19 protein-coding genes and 1 tRNA gene are annotated in these 19,428 nt (G+C 54.4%); 10 read left to right on the plus strand and 10 right to left on the minus strand.

Annotated elements, in window-relative coordinates:
* Window positions 1-605: 605 nt before the first annotated feature.
* Window positions 606-689: transfer RNA gene (locus ABJN86_RS02790), tRNA-Leu, on the minus strand.
* A gap of 325 nt (window positions 690-1,014) precedes the next feature.
* Here ABJN86_RS02790 and ABJN86_RS02795 point away from each other — a divergent pair.
* The 5 genes from ABJN86_RS02795 (at window position 1,015) to gluQRS (ending at window position 7,280) form a co-directional block, all read left to right on the plus strand.
* Window positions 1,015-1,590: a YqaA family protein gene (locus ABJN86_RS02795; RefSeq protein ID WP_348364167.1), complete on the plus strand. Its 576-nt coding sequence runs from the start codon at window positions 1,015-1,017 to the stop codon at window positions 1,588-1,590.
* Window positions 1,587-2,051, plus strand: coding sequence for a disulfide bond formation protein B (locus tag ABJN86_RS02800; RefSeq protein WP_348364165.1), 465 nt, complete (start codon window positions 1,587-1,589; stop codon window positions 2,049-2,051). Before ABJN86_RS02795 ends, ABJN86_RS02800 begins: the two co-directional genes overlap by 4 nt.
* Window positions 2,052-2,149: 98 nt before the next feature.
* A complete protein-coding gene (gene gyrA / locus ABJN86_RS02805; RefSeq protein ID WP_348364163.1) occupies window positions 2,150-4,921 on the plus strand; it encodes a DNA gyrase subunit A in 2,772 nt (923 codons plus the stop codon).
* 75 nt (window positions 4,922-4,996) lie between these two features.
* The gene (gene trmFO, locus ABJN86_RS02810; RefSeq protein WP_348364162.1) at window positions 4,997-6,346 is read left to right on the plus strand and encodes a methylenetetrahydrofolate--tRNA-(uracil(54)-C(5))-methyltransferase (FADH(2)-oxidizing) TrmFO; all 1,350 of its coding nucleotides are present in this window, start codon (window positions 4,997-4,999) and stop codon (window positions 6,344-6,346) included.
* A gap of 76 nt (window positions 6,347-6,422) precedes the next feature.
* Complete coding sequence (gene gluQRS / locus ABJN86_RS02815; RefSeq protein WP_348364161.1) at window positions 6,423-7,280, plus strand: tRNA glutamyl-Q(34) synthetase GluQRS; 858 nt, start codon at window positions 6,423-6,425, stop codon at window positions 7,278-7,280.
* Here gluQRS and hisI read toward each other — a convergent pair.
* Window positions 7,277-7,639, minus strand: coding sequence for a phosphoribosyl-AMP cyclohydrolase (hisI, locus tag ABJN86_RS02820; RefSeq protein ID WP_348364159.1), 363 nt, complete (start codon window positions 7,637-7,639; stop codon window positions 7,277-7,279). The genes gluQRS and hisI overlap by 4 nt on opposite strands.
* A gap of 82 nt (window positions 7,640-7,721) precedes the next feature.
* Between hisI and ABJN86_RS02825 the strand changes: the two genes are divergently transcribed.
* Entirely contained in the window at window positions 7,722-8,174 is a 453-nt protein-coding gene (locus ABJN86_RS02825) for an iron-sulfur cluster assembly scaffold protein (RefSeq protein ID WP_348364157.1), read from the plus strand.
* Between the two features lie 168 nt (window positions 8,175-8,342).
* On the opposite strand, the gene ABJN86_RS02830 is transcribed toward ABJN86_RS02825, so the two are convergent.
* From ABJN86_RS02830 to ABJN86_RS02850, 5 genes are all read right to left on the minus strand, one after another.
* On the minus strand, window positions 8,343-8,465 hold the full coding sequence (locus tag ABJN86_RS02830) for a hypothetical protein (protein ID WP_348364156.1): 123 nt from the start codon (window positions 8,463-8,465) through the stop codon (window positions 8,343-8,345).
* A 120-nt stretch (window positions 8,466-8,585) separates the two neighbouring features.
* Window positions 8,586-10,676, minus strand: coding sequence for an ATP-dependent DNA helicase RecG (gene recG / locus ABJN86_RS02835; protein ID WP_348364664.1), 2,091 nt, complete (start codon window positions 10,674-10,676; stop codon window positions 8,586-8,588).
* A 5-nt stretch (window positions 10,677-10,681) separates the two neighbouring features.
* Complete coding sequence (gene ligA, locus ABJN86_RS02840) at window positions 10,682-12,907, minus strand: NAD-dependent DNA ligase LigA (RefSeq protein ID WP_348377614.1); 2,226 nt, start codon at window positions 12,905-12,907, stop codon at window positions 10,682-10,684.
* 72 nt (window positions 12,908-12,979) lie between these two features.
* Window positions 12,980-13,702 (minus strand): response regulator transcription factor, encoded by a 723-nt coding sequence (locus ABJN86_RS02845; RefSeq protein WP_348364152.1) that lies wholly within the window; start codon window positions 13,700-13,702, stop codon window positions 12,980-12,982.
* Between the two features lie 87 nt (window positions 13,703-13,789).
* Entirely contained in the window at window positions 13,790-14,074 is a 285-nt protein-coding gene (locus tag ABJN86_RS02850) for a DUF1153 domain-containing protein (protein WP_348364151.1), read from the minus strand.
* Window positions 14,075-14,203: 129 nt separating this feature from the next.
* On the opposite strand from ABJN86_RS02850, the gene mnmA reads away from it, so the two are divergent.
* Window positions 14,204-15,352, plus strand: coding sequence for a tRNA 2-thiouridine(34) synthase MnmA (gene mnmA / locus ABJN86_RS02855; RefSeq protein ID WP_348364150.1), 1,149 nt, complete (start codon window positions 14,204-14,206; stop codon window positions 15,350-15,352).
* 3 nt (window positions 15,353-15,355) lie between these two features.
* Here mnmA and ABJN86_RS02860 read toward each other — a convergent pair whose 3' ends face one another.
* Window positions 15,356-15,811: a type II toxin-antitoxin system RatA family toxin gene (locus tag ABJN86_RS02860; protein WP_348364149.1), complete on the minus strand. Its 456-nt coding sequence runs from the start codon at window positions 15,809-15,811 to the stop codon at window positions 15,356-15,358.
* Window positions 15,812-15,887: 76 nt separating this feature from the next.
* Between ABJN86_RS02860 and hpt the strand changes: the two genes are divergently transcribed.
* Together hpt and ABJN86_RS02870 are read left to right on the plus strand one after the other, a co-directional pair.
* Window positions 15,888-16,424: a hypoxanthine phosphoribosyltransferase gene (gene hpt / locus ABJN86_RS02865; RefSeq protein WP_348364147.1), complete on the plus strand. Its 537-nt coding sequence runs from the start codon at window positions 15,888-15,890 to the stop codon at window positions 16,422-16,424.
* The gene (locus ABJN86_RS02870; protein ID WP_348364146.1) at window positions 16,421-16,600 is read left to right on the plus strand and encodes a hypothetical protein; all 180 of its coding nucleotides are present in this window, start codon (window positions 16,421-16,423) and stop codon (window positions 16,598-16,600) included. Before hpt ends, ABJN86_RS02870 begins: the two co-directional genes overlap by 4 nt.
* Here the strand turns inward: ABJN86_RS02870 and lipA are convergent.
* Complete coding sequence (gene lipA, locus ABJN86_RS02875; protein WP_348364144.1) at window positions 16,597-17,556, minus strand: lipoyl synthase; 960 nt, start codon at window positions 17,554-17,556, stop codon at window positions 16,597-16,599. The genes ABJN86_RS02870 and lipA overlap by 4 nt on opposite strands.
* 163 nt (window positions 17,557-17,719) lie before the next feature.
* Complete coding sequence (locus ABJN86_RS02880; RefSeq protein WP_348364143.1) at window positions 17,720-18,607, minus strand: DUF6456 domain-containing protein; 888 nt, start codon at window positions 18,605-18,607, stop codon at window positions 17,720-17,722.
* A 495-nt stretch (window positions 18,608-19,102) separates the two neighbouring features.
* Between ABJN86_RS02880 and ABJN86_RS02885 the strand changes: the two genes are divergently transcribed.
* Window positions 19,103-19,426 carry a DUF6477 family protein gene (locus ABJN86_RS02885; RefSeq protein ID WP_348364141.1) on the plus strand — a complete coding sequence of 108 codons (324 nt, stop codon included), beginning with the start codon at window positions 19,103-19,105 and terminating at the stop codon, window positions 19,424-19,426.
* The last annotated feature ends 2 nt before the right edge of the window (window positions 19,427-19,428 follow it).

The raw sequence follows: 19,428 nt of genomic DNA on the forward strand, positions 1-19,428 counted from the left end.
TCTTTCGACCTATTGACTCGAACTTTAGGGAACTTGATTCGCCACCCCTACAAAACAAAACGTCCAAAAATTGGTACTTTTCTTACATACGGAAATCATATCATCACGCCCCAAAACTGGGTGTAAGTACTTATTATTTAATGGTTATTTTATAGAGTTACCTAACGTCAGCGCGAAGAATCCGACAATGTTGTGACTCAAGGGTAAGGTAAGTTTTTCCTTACCATTTGGAAGAAGCGCGGTTTTCTTACAACTTTTATTCCCCGCAAATATTTGCGGTACAATTGTGTAGATCTTCGGAAATTGTTCACAAAATGAGTGGAATGCCGCTGATTGCGCGTAGAATCAGTTTTCGCTACGTGACGTCATTCTCGCTTCTAAAGAGCTCAAATCCACGATTTTAGAAACAGTTGTTAGAATTTGAACATATTGTTTCCTATTCGGAACCCAACCCAAAATACAAGAAATAACCTCATAAAAACAATGGATTACAACCCAACCCACCCAAACAACCAACTTTATGCGAAAAGCGGGATCTCGATACCAACCGACCGACCAAATTAGAGGTTGAGGCATTCTGCCTGAGATTCCAGATTTGTGATTATTGGTACCCGAGGCCGGACTTGAACCGGCACGCCTCGCGGCAACAGATTTTGAATCTGTCGTGTCTACCATTCCACCACTCGGGCCCCTGTCTCGTGCGGTGACGCGGTAGTCGTCACCAGAGGTGGGTGCGGTTTAGCCAAAGCTTTCGGGCGCGTCAATTCGTCGTTTGCAATATCTGGCAGTTTTTAACGACTAACTTGTTTGGAAACAAAACATCTAGGCAAACACCGGTCCATCGACGTCTCTATAAAGCGAGTCCCAGTCGCATCCGCCAATGCCTTAAACCTCTTTATTCACACGCCATAGCTAGACTTAAGCCCCCTCTAGGGCCATTATAGGCCTAAGGCACATTACCTAGTCGACGCTTGCAGTATAAGCGGGCGCGACATTGGCGAAGCAGGACACAACATGAAACGGCTATATAACTGGACGCTCTCTTTGGCGGATCACCCCTATGCTATGTGGGCATTGGTGTTGGTGGCATTTGCCGAAAGCTCCTTCTTCCCTATTCCCCCGGACATTTTGATGATCCCAATGATCATTGCCCGCCCGAACAAGGCATTCTTGATTGCTGGCGTTGCAATGGCAGCATCCGTAATCGGCGGCCTCTTGGGCTACGCTATCGGCGCGCTGGCCTTTGAACAGATCGGCCAACCAATCCTGCAAGCGCTAGGAAAAGGCGATGCGGCAGCCGAGTTCAATGAACGCTTTAACGACATGGGCTTTTGGCCGGTGCTAATCGCGGGGATGACCCCCTTTCCCTATAAAGTTATCACCATCATGTCCGGTTGGACCGGAATGCCGCTGGGCACCTTTATTGTTACCTCTATTATCGCACGCGGCGCACGCTTCTTCCTTGTGGCGGGTTTGCTGTGGAAATTCGGTGATCCGATCCGCGACTTCATCGAGAAACGCCTAGGCTTGGCGCTATCCCTCTTTCTTGTCGTCTTACTGGGCGGCTTTGCACTGGTAAAATTCATATGAAAACGTCCCGCACTCAAATGGCTATTGTTGCCGCTGGTGGCTCCTTCTTGCTGTTGGGCGGTGCATTCGTGTTTCAGATCATGGGGTATGCCCCCTGTAAGATGTGTCTGTGGCAGCGCTGGCCGCATGCCTTCGCTTTTGTTCTGGGCATCGCATTCATCGTGATCCCAAGTCGCATCATTGCCCTTTTGGGTGCCCTTGCCGCTGCAACGACTGCCGCAATTGGTTTGTTCCATGCAGGGGTTGAGCAGTCGTGGTGGGAAGGCCCAAATAGCTGCACCTCAGACGATATCACGGCGCTGACGCCCGAGCAGCTCCTTGAGCAAATCATGGCCGCGCCCATGGTGCGCTGCGATGAGATTGCCTGGTCATTGGCTGGTGTATCTATGGCGGGCTGGAACGCGATCCTGTCGTTGGTGTTGGCCCTGATCTGGATCACGGCGGCACGGCGGGCCAGCTAAGGCAAACCAATCACACCCGCCCCATTGCACCCTAAACCTAGGTTAGTCTATAGTAGCACCAACTATATATAGACGCCCTAAGGCGCATCAAAAGACAGATGGGACGCTACGTGAACGACACGCCGGAAACACCTGATAACGAAGAAGAAAATACCCCGTTCCGCATGCATCATGACGGACCGCAGATCAACATCTCGGATGAGATGAAGACCTCCTTCCTCGAATACGCCATGAGCGTCATCATCTCGCGTGCGATTCCCGACCTTCGCGATGGTCTAAAACCAGTCCACCGCCGCATTCTTTACGCGATGCATGAGACCGGCAACACGCACGATAAATCCTACAAAAAGTCCGCCCGCCCCGTCGGCGACGTTATGGGTAAATATCACCCCCACGGCGATAGTGCGATCTACGACGCGCTTGTGCGTATGGCGCAAGACTTCTCAATGTCGCTGCCTTTGCTGGATGGTCAGGGCAACTTCGGCTCCATGGACGGCGATAACCCTGCCGCGATGCGCTATACCGAAGTGCGAATGGACAAGCCTGCGGGCTCCTTGCTGGCAGATATCGAAAAAGACACCGTCGACTTCCAAGACAACTATGACGGCAAGGACCGTGAGCCTACCGTTCTGCCTGCCCGTTTCCCGAATATGCTGGTCAACGGCGCTGGTGGTATCGCGGTCGGTATGGCCACAAACATCCCGCCACATAACTTGGGCGAAGTGATCGACGCCACATTGGCGCTGATCGAGTCCCCCGATTTGGACGAACACCAGTTGATGGAATACGTCCCCGCCCCTGACTTCCCGACAGGCGGCATCATCCTTGGGCGCACAGGTGCTATTAAGGCGTATACTGAAGGGCGCGGCTCCGTCATTGTGCGTTCCAAAACCCACGTTGAAGAGATCCGCAAAGACCGCTTCGCAATCATCATCACCGAGATCCCGTATCAGGTGAACAAAGCCACGATGATTGAGCGGATTGCAGAGACCGCCCGCGACAAGAAGATCGAAGGCATCAGCCACGTCCAAGACGAATCTGACCGCGTCGGCGTGCGTGTTGTGGTCGAGCTGAAGCGCGATGCAACGGCTGAGGTCGTGTTGAACCAATTGTTCCGCTTCACGCCGATGCAGACCAGCTTTGCGTGCAACATGTTGGCGCTGAACGGCGGCAAGCCCGAGCAGTTGACCCTGCGCACCTTCCTGACCAACTTCATCGCCTTCCGCGAAGACGTAGTGGCCCGTCGCACAGCGTTCGAGCTGCGCAAAGCGCGTGAGCGTAGTCACGTCTTATGTGGTTTGGCCGTGGCCGTGACCAACATCGATGAGATCGTGGCGACCATCCGTTCCTCAAACGACGCCGCCGAAGCGCGCAGCCGCTTGATGACCCGCGCATGGCCAGCCGCTGACATCGCGCAATACATCAAGCTGATCGACGACCCGACCCACACCGTCAACGACGACGGAACCTACCACCTCTCTGAGACCCAAGCCCGCGCCATTCTTGAACTACGTCTGCAACGCCTGACACAGATCGGTGTAAAAGAAGTCACGGACGAGCTGGAAGAGCTTGCCAAGAAGATCACCGAATACCTCTCAATCCTGCGCTCGCGCGAACGGATCATGGAGATCATTTCCGGCGAGTTGACAGAAGTTAAAGAGCAATTCGCCGTTCCACGCCGCACCGAGATCGTTGAATGGTCCGGTGACATGGAAGACGAAGACCTCATCGAGAAAGAGGACATGGTCGTCACGATCACCCAAACGGGTTGGATCAAACGGACCCCGCTGGCCGAATTCCGTGCGCAACGCCGTGGCGGCAAGGGCCTGTCCGGCATGTCCACCAAGGACGACGATGTGGTCACGCAACTTTTCGTGGCCAACACCCACACGCAACTGCTGTTTTTCACCACGGACGGCATGGCCTATAAGCTGAAAACATGGCGCCTGCCCCAAGGTGGTCGTACCGCCAAAGGCAAAGCCATCGTTAACATTTTGCCAATCCCAACCGGCGTCTCCATCGCGGCGATCATGCCCGTAGACCGCGACGAGAAGGAATGGGGCGACCTACAGATCATGTTCGCCACCACCGCAGGCGACGTGCGCCGCAACGCGCTGTCGGACTTCACCAACGTCATGCGTAACGGCAAAATCGCGATGAAACTGCCTGAGGGCGTTGAGCTGGTGAATGCCCGCATCTGCGACGAAAACGACGACGTCATGCTGATCTCCAACGCGGGCCGTGCCATTCGGTTCCCATCGACTGATGTGCGGGTCTTCTCCTCACGCAACTCGACGGGCGTGCGTGGGATCAAACTGCAAGACGGCCAAAGTGTCGTCTCCATGTCGGTTATCCGCCACTTCGAGGCTGACCCGTCTGAACGCGTTGCATATCTAAAAATGCGTCGCGCAGTCATGGGCTTAGCGGACGACGTTGAAGCAGAGGATGACGACGCACCGGCAGGTGACATTACCCAAGAACGCTACGCCGAGATGTCCGCCTATGAGGACTTGATCCTGACCCTCACCAAAGGCGGCGCGGGCAAACTAAGCTCCTCGCACGACTATCCTGTTCGCGGTCGCGGCGGCATGGGCGTCACGGCGATGGACAAGGCCATGCGCGGCGGTGAGATCATTGCCTCCTTCCCTGTTGAAGGCAGCGACCAGATCATGTTGGCCACCTCCAAAGGCCAGTCCATTCGCTGCCCCGTTGATGGCATCTCGTTCAGGTCCCGCTCCGCTGGTGGTGTGAAGGTGTTCGACACTGGCAAGGGAGAGGAAGTTGTCTCCGTTGCGTGGATCGCCGACCAAAGCGAGGATGATGAGGGCGACACAGGCGACGTCGAAGAGACCTCAACCGACGAGAGTTAAAACTTCAAATGGCCGTCCTTATATGGGCGGCCATTTTGCTTTGTGCTCCCTCGCGCACTGCGCTACACGCACCTCATGACAGATAGCATCCTCAATATCATCGGTGGCGGCATGGCAGGCTCTGAAGCCGCTTGGCAGGCCGCAAACATGGGCGTCAAAGTGGTTATCCACGAAATGCGCCCAAAGGTCGAAACCTTCGCGCACCGCACAGGTGATCTGGCGGAGATGGTGTGTTCCAACTCCTTCCGCTCTGACGACCACGAGCAAAACGCAGTAGGCTTGCTGCATTGGGAGATGCGCCAAGCGGGCGGCATCATCATGGAAATGGCCGATAAACACGCCCTGCCTGCTGGCAGCGCTTTGGCCGTGGACCGTGATCCCTTCGCGCAATCCGTGACTGAAAAGCTGACGGCGCATCCAAACATTTCCGTATCATATGAACCGATTGATGAGCTGCCGACGGATGGCAACTGGATCATTGCCACGGGGCCTTTGACCTCGCTGAAACTCGCCACAGCCATCGCGGCAGAGACGGGCCAAGACGCGTTGGCATTCTTTGATGCCATCGCCCCGATTATCTATTTCGACACCATCGACATGGAAAAGGCGTGGTTCCAATCGCGCTACGACAAGGGCGAGACCGAGGAAGACCGCACGGCCTACCTCAACTGCCCCATGGATAAAGAGACCTATGAGGCCTTTATCGACGCCTTGCTGGCCTCCGACAAAACCGAGTTCAAGGAAGGCGAAACCGCCGGTTACTTCGACGGCTGCCTACCGATTGAGGTCATGGCAGAGCGCGGCCGCGAGACCCTGCGCTTTGGTCCGATGAAACCTGTTGGCCTGACCAACCCGCACCAGCCGCAGATCAAAGCACACGCCGTGGTGCAACTACGCCGCGACAACGCTTTGGGCACTTTGTTCAACATTGTCGGCTTCCAGACCAAGATGAAATACGGGGCGCAAAAAGAAGTACTGCGCATGATCCCCGGGCTTGAGACCGCTGAATTTGCGCGGCTCGGCGGCATTCACCGGAACACCTTCATCAACTCGCCCACCTTGTTGGATGGCCAGATGCGTTTGAAATCCAAACCGCATTTGCGATTTGCGGGGCAGATCACGGGCGTCGAAGGCTACGTCGAATCCGCCGCGATGGGTTTGCTTGCGGGCAGATACGCCGCTGCAGAGATGTTGGGCAAAGAGCTGGATACGCCATCACCCGACACCGCAATGGGCGCCTTGGTCACCCATATTACCGGCGGCGCGGAGGCGAAAACCTTCCAGCCGATGAATGTGAACTTCGGGCTGTTCCCGCCAGTAGACGCCAAAGGTGGCCGCCGCAATCGCAAGACCCGCTACAAAATCTATACGGACCGCGCCAAGGACTCGTGGGCGCAATGGTTAGAAGCCGCGCAACTAGACTAATCTAAGGGGATTTGCGACGTTGGGCCGATGACAACAAAGGTGGCGTAAATCCCGTGATTAAAGTGTTGATCCTTCAGTGACATATCGCACCCGCTTCGCCCCTTCGCCAACTGGCCCCTTGCACCTTGGCCACGCTTACTCGGCGCTTTTGGCGAGTGACATGGCTCGCGAGACGGATGGCGAATTTTTGCTGCGCATTGAGGACATCGATCAGTCGCGAGCGCGCCCAGAATGGGAAGCGCAGATTTATGAAGATTTAACATGGCTGGGGTTAGACTGGCCCAAGCCAGTCATGCGCCAATCGGACCGTTTGAAGGAGTATCACCATACGTTGCGGCGGCTATGGGACGAAGGTGCGATTTATCAATGCAGTTGCAATCGCAAAGACATCTTGGCTGCCGCTTCAGCTCCACAAGAAGGTAGCACGCCCATTATGGGACCAGACGGGATCGTCTATCCTGGAACCTGTCGCACCAAAGCCACCGATGGTCCCTTCCCCGATAATGCCGCACTCAGGCTGAATATGATGAGCGCCGCAGCGGGACAACAATTTTCCTTCATTGAGATAGGCACGGGCCCAAACGGTGAAACCGGCCTGATTGAGTTCACCGGCGAAGATGTGATTGAAACCATCGGCGACGTAGTTGTTGCCCGTCGCGACATGGGCACATCCTACCACCTATCCGTCGTATTGGACGATAATGCGCAAGACATCACACATGTGGTGCGCGGATCAGATCTGTTCGAAGCCACCAAAATTCACGTTGTTTTACAGAATCTTATGGGGCTTCAAACTCCAATATATTATCACCACGAATTAATCCGTGACGATGCGGGTAAGCGATTGGCCAAGCGCGACGACGCCCGTGCCATCGCGAAGTATCGCGAGGACGGCTTAACTGCTGCTGATGTCCGTATGAAAGTCGGGCTTTAAACCTCTGGCTTCATCAACTCGTGCTCGGTGCCATCAATAACGGATGTGTAGAAGCAGCTGCGGCGGTTGGTGTGACAGGCCGGACCGGTTTGATCTACAATCGCCAAAAGGCAATCGCGGTCACAATCAACGCGCAGATCAATCAACGCCTGTACATTGCCGGAAGTCTCGCCCTTAATCCAGAACGCCTGACGCGATCTTGACCAATAGGTCACTTTCTTTGTCTCTAAGGTCTTTGCAACAGCCTCGGCGTTCATCCAAGCCAACATAAGAATTTCGCCAGTTTCATGATCTTGAGCGATGACAGGCAGTAGCCCCTTATCGTCGAAGGTCAACTTATTGGGATCGAACTGTGTCATGTGAATTACCTTTTGCAAACGCTGCACAAGCCCTTATCTATGGTTAGGACTTGGTTGAAAAGCCGATAATGGGACTACGAAAATGTCTGAGAACAACGATCTCATCAAGCTCTACTCTGGGCAAATTTTGGCGCTTGCAGCGGACATACCGCATACAGATCGTCTTCAGAATCCCCATGCCAGCGTTAAACGCCGCTCTCCTCTGTGTGGATCAACGATCACCGTTGATTTGAATATGGCAAACGACTGTGTCAGCGAATTTGGTCAAGACGTAAAAGCCTGTGCCTTGGGGCAAGCGGCGGCCTCTGTTGTTGGTGGCGCGGTTGTCGGGCGTAATGAAGACGAAATTCGCCGCGCTCAGACGCAACTCAAGGCGATGCTGAAATCTGACGGCCCAGCCCCAGACGCCCCTTTTGATGAATTGAAAGTTCTGCTTCCCGCAAAGGAATTTAAGAACCGCCACGCCTCCATAATGTTGGCCCTTGATGCCACGGTCGAGGCCATTGAACAGGCTCGAAACGCGAATTGCGCATAAAAAAATGCCGCCACGTCCGGGCGGGACGCAGCGGCAAGTCGCTTGTCTAGTCAGGTCATATGCGCATACCGGAAAGCAGCCGGTGAAGTTGGGGACATTGCGCACCCCCGACGGGTAACGGGACAAGAAACCAGTCGGGCCTAGTAAAAAGACAGCAGGCAGTTAACTCTAGAAAAGCGTTGGCAAATAGAGGGCGACGGTCATCATAACGCCGATAGAAGCGATCCCAGCCGCATCATGCATAAGGGCTTTGGGGGACCGAGTTAGAACGTCGCGGAAATCTTTGATCATGTTGTTTACTCCCTCAATTCGTTTTCTTGTTGCACCTTTGTTCTCATTTATGACTAGCTATGTAAAGAACTTTTTAAGAACATTTGTGAACAAGTTAGAACAAATATGTGAGACATCAACCTAACCCACTGATATTAAACGAATTGCCTTATCCTGCTCCATCAACCAAAGAAGAACACGCGCAGCCTGGCCGCGCGGAGATTGGAGCGATGGATCATCCGCCAACAGTTTACGCGCGTCACTTTGGGCAATCGCCATCAACGAAGACTGGCGTTCAATATCTGCGATCCGGAACCGTGGTAGTCCACTTTGAGCCGTACCGATCAAATCACCGGCCCCGCGAATGGCGAGATCTTCTTCTGAGATGCGGAACCCGTCTTCGGTCTCGCGCATAATACGCAACCGTCTCTTGGCCGTCTCCGACAGCGGGTCTTGGAACAGCAGCAAACAGGTCGACGCCGCGTCCCCGCGTCCGACACGCCCACGCAACTGGTGAAGCTGCGCCAAGCCGAATGTTTCCGCCCGCTCTATCACCATAATCGTCGCGTTGGGCACGTTGACCCCAACCTCAATCACCGTAGTTGCCACCAGCACGGATGTCTCGCCTGCGACGAATTTGGCCATCGCGGCGTCCTTGTCTGCAGGCGGCATTTGGCCATGCACCAACCCCACGACGCCTTCGCCCAAGGCTGCTCTCAAGCGTTTGAACCGGTCCTCGGCTGCAGTTTTGTCGCTAAGCTCGCTTTCCTCAACCAAGGGGCAAACCCAATAGGCCTGTCGCCCTTCGGCGATCACGCCCTGTAGTTTGGACACCACCTCATCAATCCGGCCCGTTGAGACCGTCGCCGTCGCAATCGGTTTTCGCCCCGATGGCTTTTCGTCCAGCACCGAAATGTCCATGTCGCCGTACTGCGCCAATGACAAGGACCGTGGGATCGGCGTGGCGGTCATTACCAACACGTCAACTGCTCGCCCTTTTGCCCCTAACTCGGAGCGTTGGTTCACCCCAAAACGGTGCTGCTCGTCTACCACCGCCAATCGCAGATCATTGAACTCGACATCTTGCTGGAACACCGCATGTGTCCCGACCAAGACATGAATTTCACCCGCCGCCAGGGCCTTTAACTTAGCTGTACGTTCCGCCCCTTTGTCGCGGCCAGTGAGCAGTTCCAAACCCACACCTGCGTCGGATGCCAATGGGACAAGGCTTTCATGATGCTGCCTTGCAAGAATTTCGGTCGGTGCCATCATCACCCCCTGCCCGCCAGCCTCCACCGCTCCTAGCAAGGCCATGAATGCGACCAGCGTTTTGCCCGCGCCCACATCCCCTTGCAGCAGCCGGTTCATCCGAATGGGCGCCTGCATGTCGCCCGCGATCTCCGCGATGGCCCGCGTTTGCGCGCCCGTTGGGCTATAAGGTAGGGCTTCCAAAACCAGCGCCTGATGAGCGCCCGTGGCCGTACTTGAAATACCCGGTTTGGCGCGAACCGTTGCTCGCGCTAAGCCAAGGGTGAGTTGATGCGCGAACAGTTCATCGTAAGCCAGACGTTCGCGCACAGGATCAGCGACGTTGATGTCCGAAAGTTGTGACGGGTTGTGCGCAGCGCGTACCGCGTCCGCCCAATCCGGCCATTCAGCTTTCGCCTTTTGCGAGGCATCAATCCACTCATCCAACGTTGGCACTCGCGTCAAAGTTGATTGCGCGGCCTTATGAATGACCCGCTGCGTGACACCGTTGGTTAGCGGGTAAATCGGCTCAAACTCTGGAATTTCCGACGCCTTCGAGACGGGCAGCATATGGTCGGGATGCACCATCTGCGCTTGCCCATCGAACATCTCAACCTTGCCAGAAACGACGCGGCGTTGTCCCGTAGGCAGTTGTTTTTGCAAATAATCCCCATGCGCATGGAAGAACACGAGGCGGAACTCCAGCTTATCGTCGCGCACATGCACATGATATGGCCGCCCACGTGTGCGAGGTGGCACATGCATCCCAATCTCAACCTCCACTGTGACCACGTCAGGTAGAACCGCGTCTTGAACAGATGCTTTCACCGCACGATCAACACCGGACTGTGGCAATGTAAACAGAAGGTCGCGCGGCTTTTCAACGCCCAGTTGTTCGAAGTTTTTTGCAATCTTGGGGCCTACACCGTCCAACTCCGTCAACGCGCAGAACAGTGGATACAGGATTTCAGGACGCCCGCTCATCGGCCCTACGCGTCGCCGATAAGGACGAGCCATGCGTCCTCATCGATCACCTCTATGCCCAAAGCCGCGGCCTTTGTGGCTTTGGATCCCGCTCCTGGTCCCGCGACCAACAAGTTCGTTTTCGCCGAGACGCTTCCCGAGACCTTGGCACCTAAGGATTCCGCGCGCGCTTTCGCTTCCGCACGCGTCATCTTTTCCAACGATCCGGTGAATACCACCGTTTTCCCCGCGACTGGACTGCCATCTTGCGACGGACGCTCAACCGATTGAATGTCCAACTCGGCCACCAGTCTGGAAATCGACGCGTACTCTCTCTCTTGTGCAAATGTCTGCGTTAACGATGCGGCCATCACTGCCCCCACACCGTCAATCGACATCAAGTCATCCCATGCAGGGCCATCTTGAGGCTCAGCATCGCGAACCGCTTTGTTGAAGTCCTCCCATGTTGAAAAGTGGCGCGCAAACAAGTTCGCCGCACTTTCCCCCACGTGCCGAATACCGAGCGCGAAAATAACTCGGTTGAGCGGAATCTTTCGACGCTCATCAATGGCATCAAACAAATTACTGACCGAAGTATCGCCCCAGCCATCACGGTTCTTAAGCTTTGTTAACCCCTCCGCATCCCGGGATTTGAGGGTGAATATATCAGCCGGTTCCAAGACCTTGAGTTGGTCGTCATGATAGAAAGCCTCGACTTGCTTGGCACCAAGCCCATCAATATCGAACGCCCCTCGACTGACAAAGTGTTTCAGCTTTTCAACAACTTGCGCCGGGCATATCACGCCACCGGTACAGCGACGAACGGCGTCCCCTTCTTCGCGAATTGCGGCTGATCCGCATTCTGGACAAGTTACCGGAAACTCGAAAGACAGCGCGCTTTCGGGTCGTTTGGCCAAATCAACATCCGCCACTTTCGGGATCACATCGCCCGCCCGGTAAACCTGAACAAAGTCACCTTCACGCACATCCTTGCCACCACGTATTTCTGCGCCCTTGCTGTCCAAGCCCTTGATGTAATCTTCATTGTGCAACGTCGCGTTGGACACGACCACACCGCCAACCGTAACTGGTGACAGGCGCGCAACCGGTGACAAAGCGCCTGTTCGTCCGACCTGAATTTCAATGGCCTCAAGATGCGTCCAAGCAAGCTCAGCCGCGAATTTATGCGCGATCGCCCATCTTGGAGTAGTCGATCTGAAGCCAAGTCGGCGCTGCAAATCCAAATCGTTAACCTTGTAGACAACCCCGTCGATGTCATAGCCCAGATCAGGGCGTGCCATCTCAATGTGTTTATAATGCGCGACCAATTCCTTTGGGCCGGCACATAGCTTCGTCAGAGGGTTGATTTGGAACCCAAACTTCCCGAGCCGCTCAATTGCATCCAGTTGTGCCTTCGCCAATGGCTCCGACAGCGCCCCCCAAGCGTATGCGAAAAAGGCCAAAGGACGGGCTTTTGTTATTTTTGCATCTAGCTGTCTCAACGAGCCAGCGGCAGCATTTCTTGGATTTGCAAAATTCTTTGCGCCCACAGATTCTTGCGCACGGTTCAAAGCCGCAAAATCCTCATGACTCATGTAAACTTCGCCGCGCACTTCCAGTAATTCGGGTGCATCAGCTATTGTTTGCGGGACATTGGCGATCATCTTCGCATTTGCTGTGACGTTCTCGCCGACCTCACCATCACCCCGCGTGGCCGCAGACACCAATTTTCCATGCTCATACCGCAATGACAGCGAAAGCCCGTCTATCTTTGGCTCGGCCGTATAGCTCAACGGATCAGCTTCACTTAAGCCCAGATACTTCCGAATGCGCGCATCGAATTCATCAACATCATCGGGATCAAATGCGTTTCCAAGCGATAACATACGCACATCGTGGCGGATTTTTGAGAACCCTTCGGCCAAAGGTCCCCCAATCTGTTCTGACGGGCTATCTTCGCGCTTGAGATCTGGAAATTGCGCCTCAATTGCGGTGTTGCGTATTTTCAGGAGATCATACTTGGCATCAGTGATCACCGGCTTGTCTTTACCGTGATAATCCGCGTTTGCTTGCAACAGCTCAGCCGCCAGCCTCGCCAATTCCACAGCAGCTTGCTCACGCGAAAGCTTTTGCGGGTCAATTTCTTCAACTTTCGTCGCGTTTTTCACCGATTGCCCCCAATTGCTCACAACCTTGTTGATATTGTGAGAACAGCAGGGCGTCCAGACATACAGGCTGTCAAATTCAGCCATTCATGTCTGACGTAAAACGGATAGCACACCACCTGTAGCGCGCTATCCGATAATTCATACGACCGTTTTGATCTAAGCGTTCGCTGCGATCAATTGATCATTCTTAGTATCAGCTTCGTTTTGTGGGTCTCGCAGAACATATCCACGGCCCCAAACGGTGTCGATATTGCTCTCGCCGCCCGTAGCCGTGGCCAACTTCTTACGCAGCTTGCAGATAAAAACGTCAATAATTTTCAGCTCAGGCTCGTCCATTCCACCATAGAGATGGTTCAAGAACATCTCTTTGGTCAATGTTGTCCCCTTACGAAGGCTCAACAACTCAAGCATTTGATATTCTTTACCAGTAAGGTGAACAGGCGCCCCTTCGACATCTACAGTCTTTGCATCCAAGTTTACGGCAATACTTCCCGTTTTAATGATGGACTGAGAATGCCCTTTAGAGCGTCTGATAATCGCGTGAATGCGCGCAACTAATTCTTCGCGGTGGAAAGGCTTTGTCAGATAATCATCGGCACCGAAGCCGAAACCCTTCAGCTTGCTGTCAGTGTCATCAGCGCCAGATAGGATTAGAATAGGCGTCTCTATCCGCGCTTGACGCAAATGTCGCAACACCTCGTGGCCGGTCATGTCCGGGAGGTTCAGGTCTAATAGGATCAGATCGTAATCATAAAGCTTTGCAAGATCGATCCCTTCCTCCCCTAAATCTGTCGAATAAACATTTAAATTAGCGTGCGTAAGCATCATAGAAATGGATTTGGCGGTAGTTGGGTCGTCCTCAACGAGTAGCACTCGCATAATGTTTCTCCGATATACGTCCCCTCAAGAAGTTAACAGTAAAGTGTAAAAGGTTAATTTGAGGTTACGGTAACAATGATAAACAGATTAATTCCCATTTTGCCTATAATTTTGAATAGCAGTAGCTCTTAATGCTTTTGAGCCATGATCTGTTAAGGCCGAACGCCATGATGATAGCTCTTCACTCGATAAATCATACATTTTGCAGGCTTCTTTCTCCGAAATCAGGCCCGCCTCTACTCCTTTAACCACACGAGCCTTGCGGCTGGCCACCCAACGTCGCGTTTGGACATCGGGCAGGTCGGAGCGACTCATACTTGTCCCGTCGGACAAAGTGACCATTCGCGGACCCGTTTCTCTTTTTAAATACATCACCATTCGCCTTGAATTCTTACACTTTTCATACGATATGCAGCCTTGCCTTAAGAGGAAATGAAGCGTGGTCTTGCGACTGGCTAAGATTTTCCTATATTTTCGCCTATCCCCTCAACGGAGGCCATCATGGCATTGGATTGGACATCGGGTCGTCTAAACTCGCTTGGATTTGCCAAGCCCCCATCGGAAACACGCGTCGTCGTCGCTATGTCGGGCGGCGTTGATAGCTCTGTGGTGGCCGCGCAGTTGGCCGAAGAAGGCTACGATGTTGTCGGGGTTACGCTACAGCTCTATGACCATGGTGCCGCCCTTTCCAAAAAAGGGGCTTGTTGTGCAGGCCGCGACATCCATGATGCGCGCCGCGTGGCAGAGGATATGGGCTTTCCGCATTATGTTCTCGACTATGAGAATGTGTTTAAAGATGCGGTCATCGATGAATTCGCCGACAGCTATCTGGGCGGGGCAACTCCTGTGCCCTGCATCCGTTGCAATGAGCGCGTGAAGTTCAAAGACCTGTTGGAAACGGCCAAAGACCTTGACGCCGATTGCATGGCCACCGGCCACTACATTCAACGCAAAACCGGCGAACATGGTGCCGAGCTGCACTCCGCCGCCGATGCGAACCGCGACCAAAGCTATTTCTTGTTCTCGACCACATCCGAGCAATTGGACTACCTGCGGTTCCCGTTGGGGCATCTTGCGTCCAAGGACGAGACCCGCGCGCTGGCGTCTAAATATGGGCTGTCGGTCGCGGATAAACCGGACAGCCAAGACATTTGCTTCGTGCCTAATGGCGACTATGCGTCTGTCATCGAAAAGCTGCGTCCGGGTGCTGGGGAGCCGGGCGATGTGGTTGATATGGAAGGCAATATATTGGCGCAGCACAACGGGCTGATCCACTACACGATCGGTCAACGTCGGGGTCTTGGGATCGGTGGGCTGTCTTCGCCTTTGTATGTTGTGAAACTAGATGTCGACAAAAAGCACGTCGTTGTCGGCCCGAAAGAGGCCTTGGCCACGCGCAAAATACCCGTTCGCGAGATCAACTGGCTGGGCGACGTGCCCTTTGACAGCAAGGAAGCATGGCATGTTGGTGTAAAAGTCCGCTCGACCCGCCCACCGGCTTCCGCGATCATTCGCCCGATCTCCGCGACCGAGGCGGAGGTGGAGCTTTTGACGCCAGAGGAAGGTGTCTCGCCGGGTCAAGCTTGCGTGTTCTACGATGAGGGATCCAGCCGCATCTTTGGTGGCGGGTGGATTTGGCGCGGCTACTGACGCTTACGCTCCGGCGCCATACAAGTCATCCGCGCGTTCTTCAAAGGCGCGCACTACGCGCTGCATCGCCTCATTAAAGAACAGCCCCGCAGCGCCCTGCAAAATCTTGTTCTTAAACTCAAAGTCGACGTTGAACTCTACTTCGCAGCCCTGCTCGCCATCGTCGCGGAATTCCCACGTGCTTTTGAGGTATTTAAACGGGCCATCAAGGTATTCTGTGTCGATCTGCATGTCGTTCGGCCACAGCGTAACCTTGCTGCCAAACCGTTCGCGAAACACTTTGAAGCTTATCACCAAATCCGCCAACATGATTTCAGCCGCATCCTCTTGGCTACGCGACCTTATGCGGGCCGCCGAGCACCACGGTAAAAACTTTGGATAGTTGGCAACGTCCCCCACAAGAGTGTACATCTGCTCTGCGCTATAGGGCAGCTTGCGTTTTTCACGGTGGCTTGGCATAGGCGTTAGGGGCTCGGTTTGCTCGATTTGTTCAGGCGGGTGTCCCTTAGTCGGGCACAAAATTCAAGGGTATAACATGTCTCATCCAGCTTATGTGATCGACGAAATGATCTCGGCCAAATCCATCGCGGCCCGCATCGAGGTTTTGGCCCGCGAAATACACGACCGATTTGCTGATACTGATAAGCTGGTGGTTGTAGGGCTTTTGCGCGGATCATTCGTCTTTATTGCCGATTTGGTGCGGGAATTGGACCTGCCTGTGGAGGTCGACTTTCTAGAGGCATCCAGTTACGGCGACGGTATGGAAAGTTCCCGCGAGGTCCGCATCCTGAAGGATTTACGCGGAGAAATCGGCGGCCGCGATGTACTCGTGGTGGAAGACATTGTGGATACAGGCTTCACTCTGTCCCACGTATTGCACCTGCTAGAAAGCCGCGCCCCTGCCCGCATTGAGACCATCGCCTTGCTCGACAAACCCACCCGCCGTGAGGTCGACATCAAGGCGACATGGACAGGGTTCGAGATCCCCGATGAGTTCGTGGTCGGCTACGGCATCGACTACGCGCAACGCAACCGCAACCTGCCCCATATCGGTAAGGTTCGCTTCATATGAGCTGGCGCTGGTTGTTGCGGGCCTCCATGTGGGCCCGCCGCCCCCCGTCCGAGAAACGTGTAAAGCTTTTCGTTGGCTTGATCGCTCTGTGCATCACGATCGCATTGCTCGAGCATTACGTCGGGTGGCCCGAATGGGCCAAGTTGGACCGTATGCCCCGCGCGCCTCGTTTTTAGGCTTTGCCCATTTTGGCCAAACGTGCGTCCCGCAGTTTCGCAAAATCATCCCCTGCGTGGTAGCTGGAGCGCGTCAGCGGTGTCGAGGATACCATTAAGAAGCCCTTGCCGAACGCCGCTTTCTCGTAAGATTCGAACTCTTCAGGCGTCACAAAACGGTCAACGCGGTGGTGCTTGGGGGTCGGCTGCAAGTATTGCCCGATTGTTAAGAAATCGATGTCAGCCGCACGCATGTCTTCCATCACTTGCACAACCGATTGGCGATCTTCACCTAGCCCAACCATGATCCCCGATTTCGTGAACATCGTTGGATCAAGCTCTTTAACCCGCTGCAGCAAACGTAAGGAATGGAAGTAACGCGCACCCGGGCGCACTTCTGGGTACAGGCCCGGAACGGTCTCCAAATTGTGGTTAAACACGTCTGGGCGTGCTTCAACAACGATCTCCAACACCTTGGGATCACATCGAATAAAGTCCGGCGTCAGAATTTCAATGGTCGTGTTGGGGGATTGGCGACGAATGGCTCGGATGGTCTGGGCAAAATGCTCCGCACCACCGTCTTCAATGTCATCGCGATCAACAGACGTGATCACCACATGGTTCAACCCAAGTTTCTTCACCGCATCCGCGACACGGCCAGGCTCGAACACGTCTAAGGCTTCCGGCGGCTTACCTGTCGCGATGTTGCAGAAGGTGCAAGCCCGTGTACAGACCTCGCCCATGATCATCATGGTGGCGTGTCCTTGGTTCCAACATTCACCCACATTCGGGCAACCCGCTTCTTCGCAAACCGTTGTAAGCTTGTGTTCGCGCATAATATTGCGGGTTTCTTTATATCCCTCACCTACTGGTGCTTTCACTCTGATCCAAGATGGCTTTCGAGGTTGAGCATTATCCGGACGCTTGGCCTTTTCAGGGTGGCGTTGGCTTGGGATTTTCAGGTCGCGGGTGGCCATTATTTCGGCTCCTGTAGGGATGACACGGCGTCTATGACATAATTTAGTTCAATGCTAAACGAAGTAATGTCACAGGTCCACGTGTCAACGCGCCAATCCTGCCGAATTGTAGGGGGCTAGCGCTGCAGCCCCCAATGTTCAGGCCCAATGTCTAGCGCCCAAATTAGCCAATCATGGCGCTGACATGCCCTGTTTGCTCCACGTAATGCGCGTGGAGGCGCTGCAAGGCGATCCGCAACACTATCTTGCCAGACCGAGCAGACCACCCCATTCGCTTCTCTGCAGTCTCCAACCCTTCAAGAAAACAGCAGCAACGCATAATGATATCGCTCAAACCCGGACCAAGATCGTCAAGTGCCGCAATCATCCGTGTGCGCGCGTCCTTTGAGCCTTCTGCGACGCCCTCTTCACCGGCCCATTCGGCCTTATCCCCTGTGCACATGAAGCGGTCCCAATTTTGCGCAGCGCCATGGCCCATCTGCGACAGCTCATAATCTTCGCGAAACCGCTCGCCCGCTTGGACAAGTTCTGCGGATAGGAAGGCGCGGCCTTCTTTGTCACGGCGCCGCGCGAGCATCGCCAAAGGGCTCTCAGACGTCATTGGGCGTGTCATGCGATTCACCCAGTCAGATTGCCCGTCGACGAATGGGTCACGACCATCTTGCGCGCCCCTCATGCGCCGCTTATGCGCCAAATCTTCGGAAAGATACTGCTTCAACGCGACACGCCCCGCCGCCGTGATGGTATAGCTGGACACCCGCCCCGTTCGCGAGCAAGTGATCCAGTTCTTCAACGCGAAGGCTTGCGCCACATCGCGAGAGACGACCGCAGTACGCGTGGGTGGTCCATCCTTTAGCGTGCGCAACACCACTGCCTTGTCCATATCCGCAGCTAGAGCCAGCACCGCACCTGTCTCACTCAACCGACGCAAGACACGTCGCGCTTCTCGGCCAAGTGTTTCATCACCTTCAATTGCGTTGGCGGCATGTATGCCACTGAGCGCAGAGCTGTTAGGAAAGGTTTCTGAATGGTTACGGTTATGCGCTGTCATATTTACTCGTCCTTTGGCTTTATCAATTGGTTCGGATGACGTCAGATTGTTGCTCAAACGTCGAAGAGCTTCATCGACTAACGGGTCATCTCGGCGGTTTTCAAAATGGCGAACTTGGCGCAAAATCGTAGAAGCGTGGCACCCTTCTCGGCGCGCCAAGTCCCTGAATGACAACCCTTTTTCAGTATGGAACAAATATCGTCGGGCTGCTTTTGGAGTCCAGTTTGGGAGGATGGAATCCGATGGCGGAACTACGGCAGAATACATATGTGAATCCCCTAGGTCGGTAGGGCGAAGGCGGCTAAAGCCCCTTGGCAACGCATACAACTTGAGGTTGCATTGCTTACGAGATCGTTAACAGAAGACCTCAATCCATTAATTTGTTTCAAATTCGTAAACAGTGAGCCAACTAGCGCTCGCTCGGCAATTTCAAGCGCAACAGCGCCACCCCTTGGCATAATTTTGAAAGTTCAATTCCAGCCACGGAGCACTGCCATGACCAACCTTCCCGAACAGCTTACCAACCTTCGCCGCCCACGCCTTTTGATCCGCGCGGCCCGCCACGGCGTATCAAGCTACCGTCGTTCCCGCGACTTGCAACGCATCACGGGACAAGCACAATCGGCGTCCTCCCGAGCGGTGGTTGAATCTCTATTGCTGCAAGAAGAAACGGCCGAGCAAACGCGAAAAGCCCACGACGGAACCTATAGCGCGGGCAAACACATCGAAATACTCATCGCCCTAATGGCGGAAAGCCGCAATTTACCGGTTGAAACCCGTCCCGCGACGCGCACCGGATGGCGTCCCAAGACGGTTTGACT

This window comes from Litoreibacter sp. (genome assembly GCF_039974535.1).
Lineage (GTDB): Bacteria > Pseudomonadota > Alphaproteobacteria > Rhodobacterales > Rhodobacteraceae > Litoreibacter.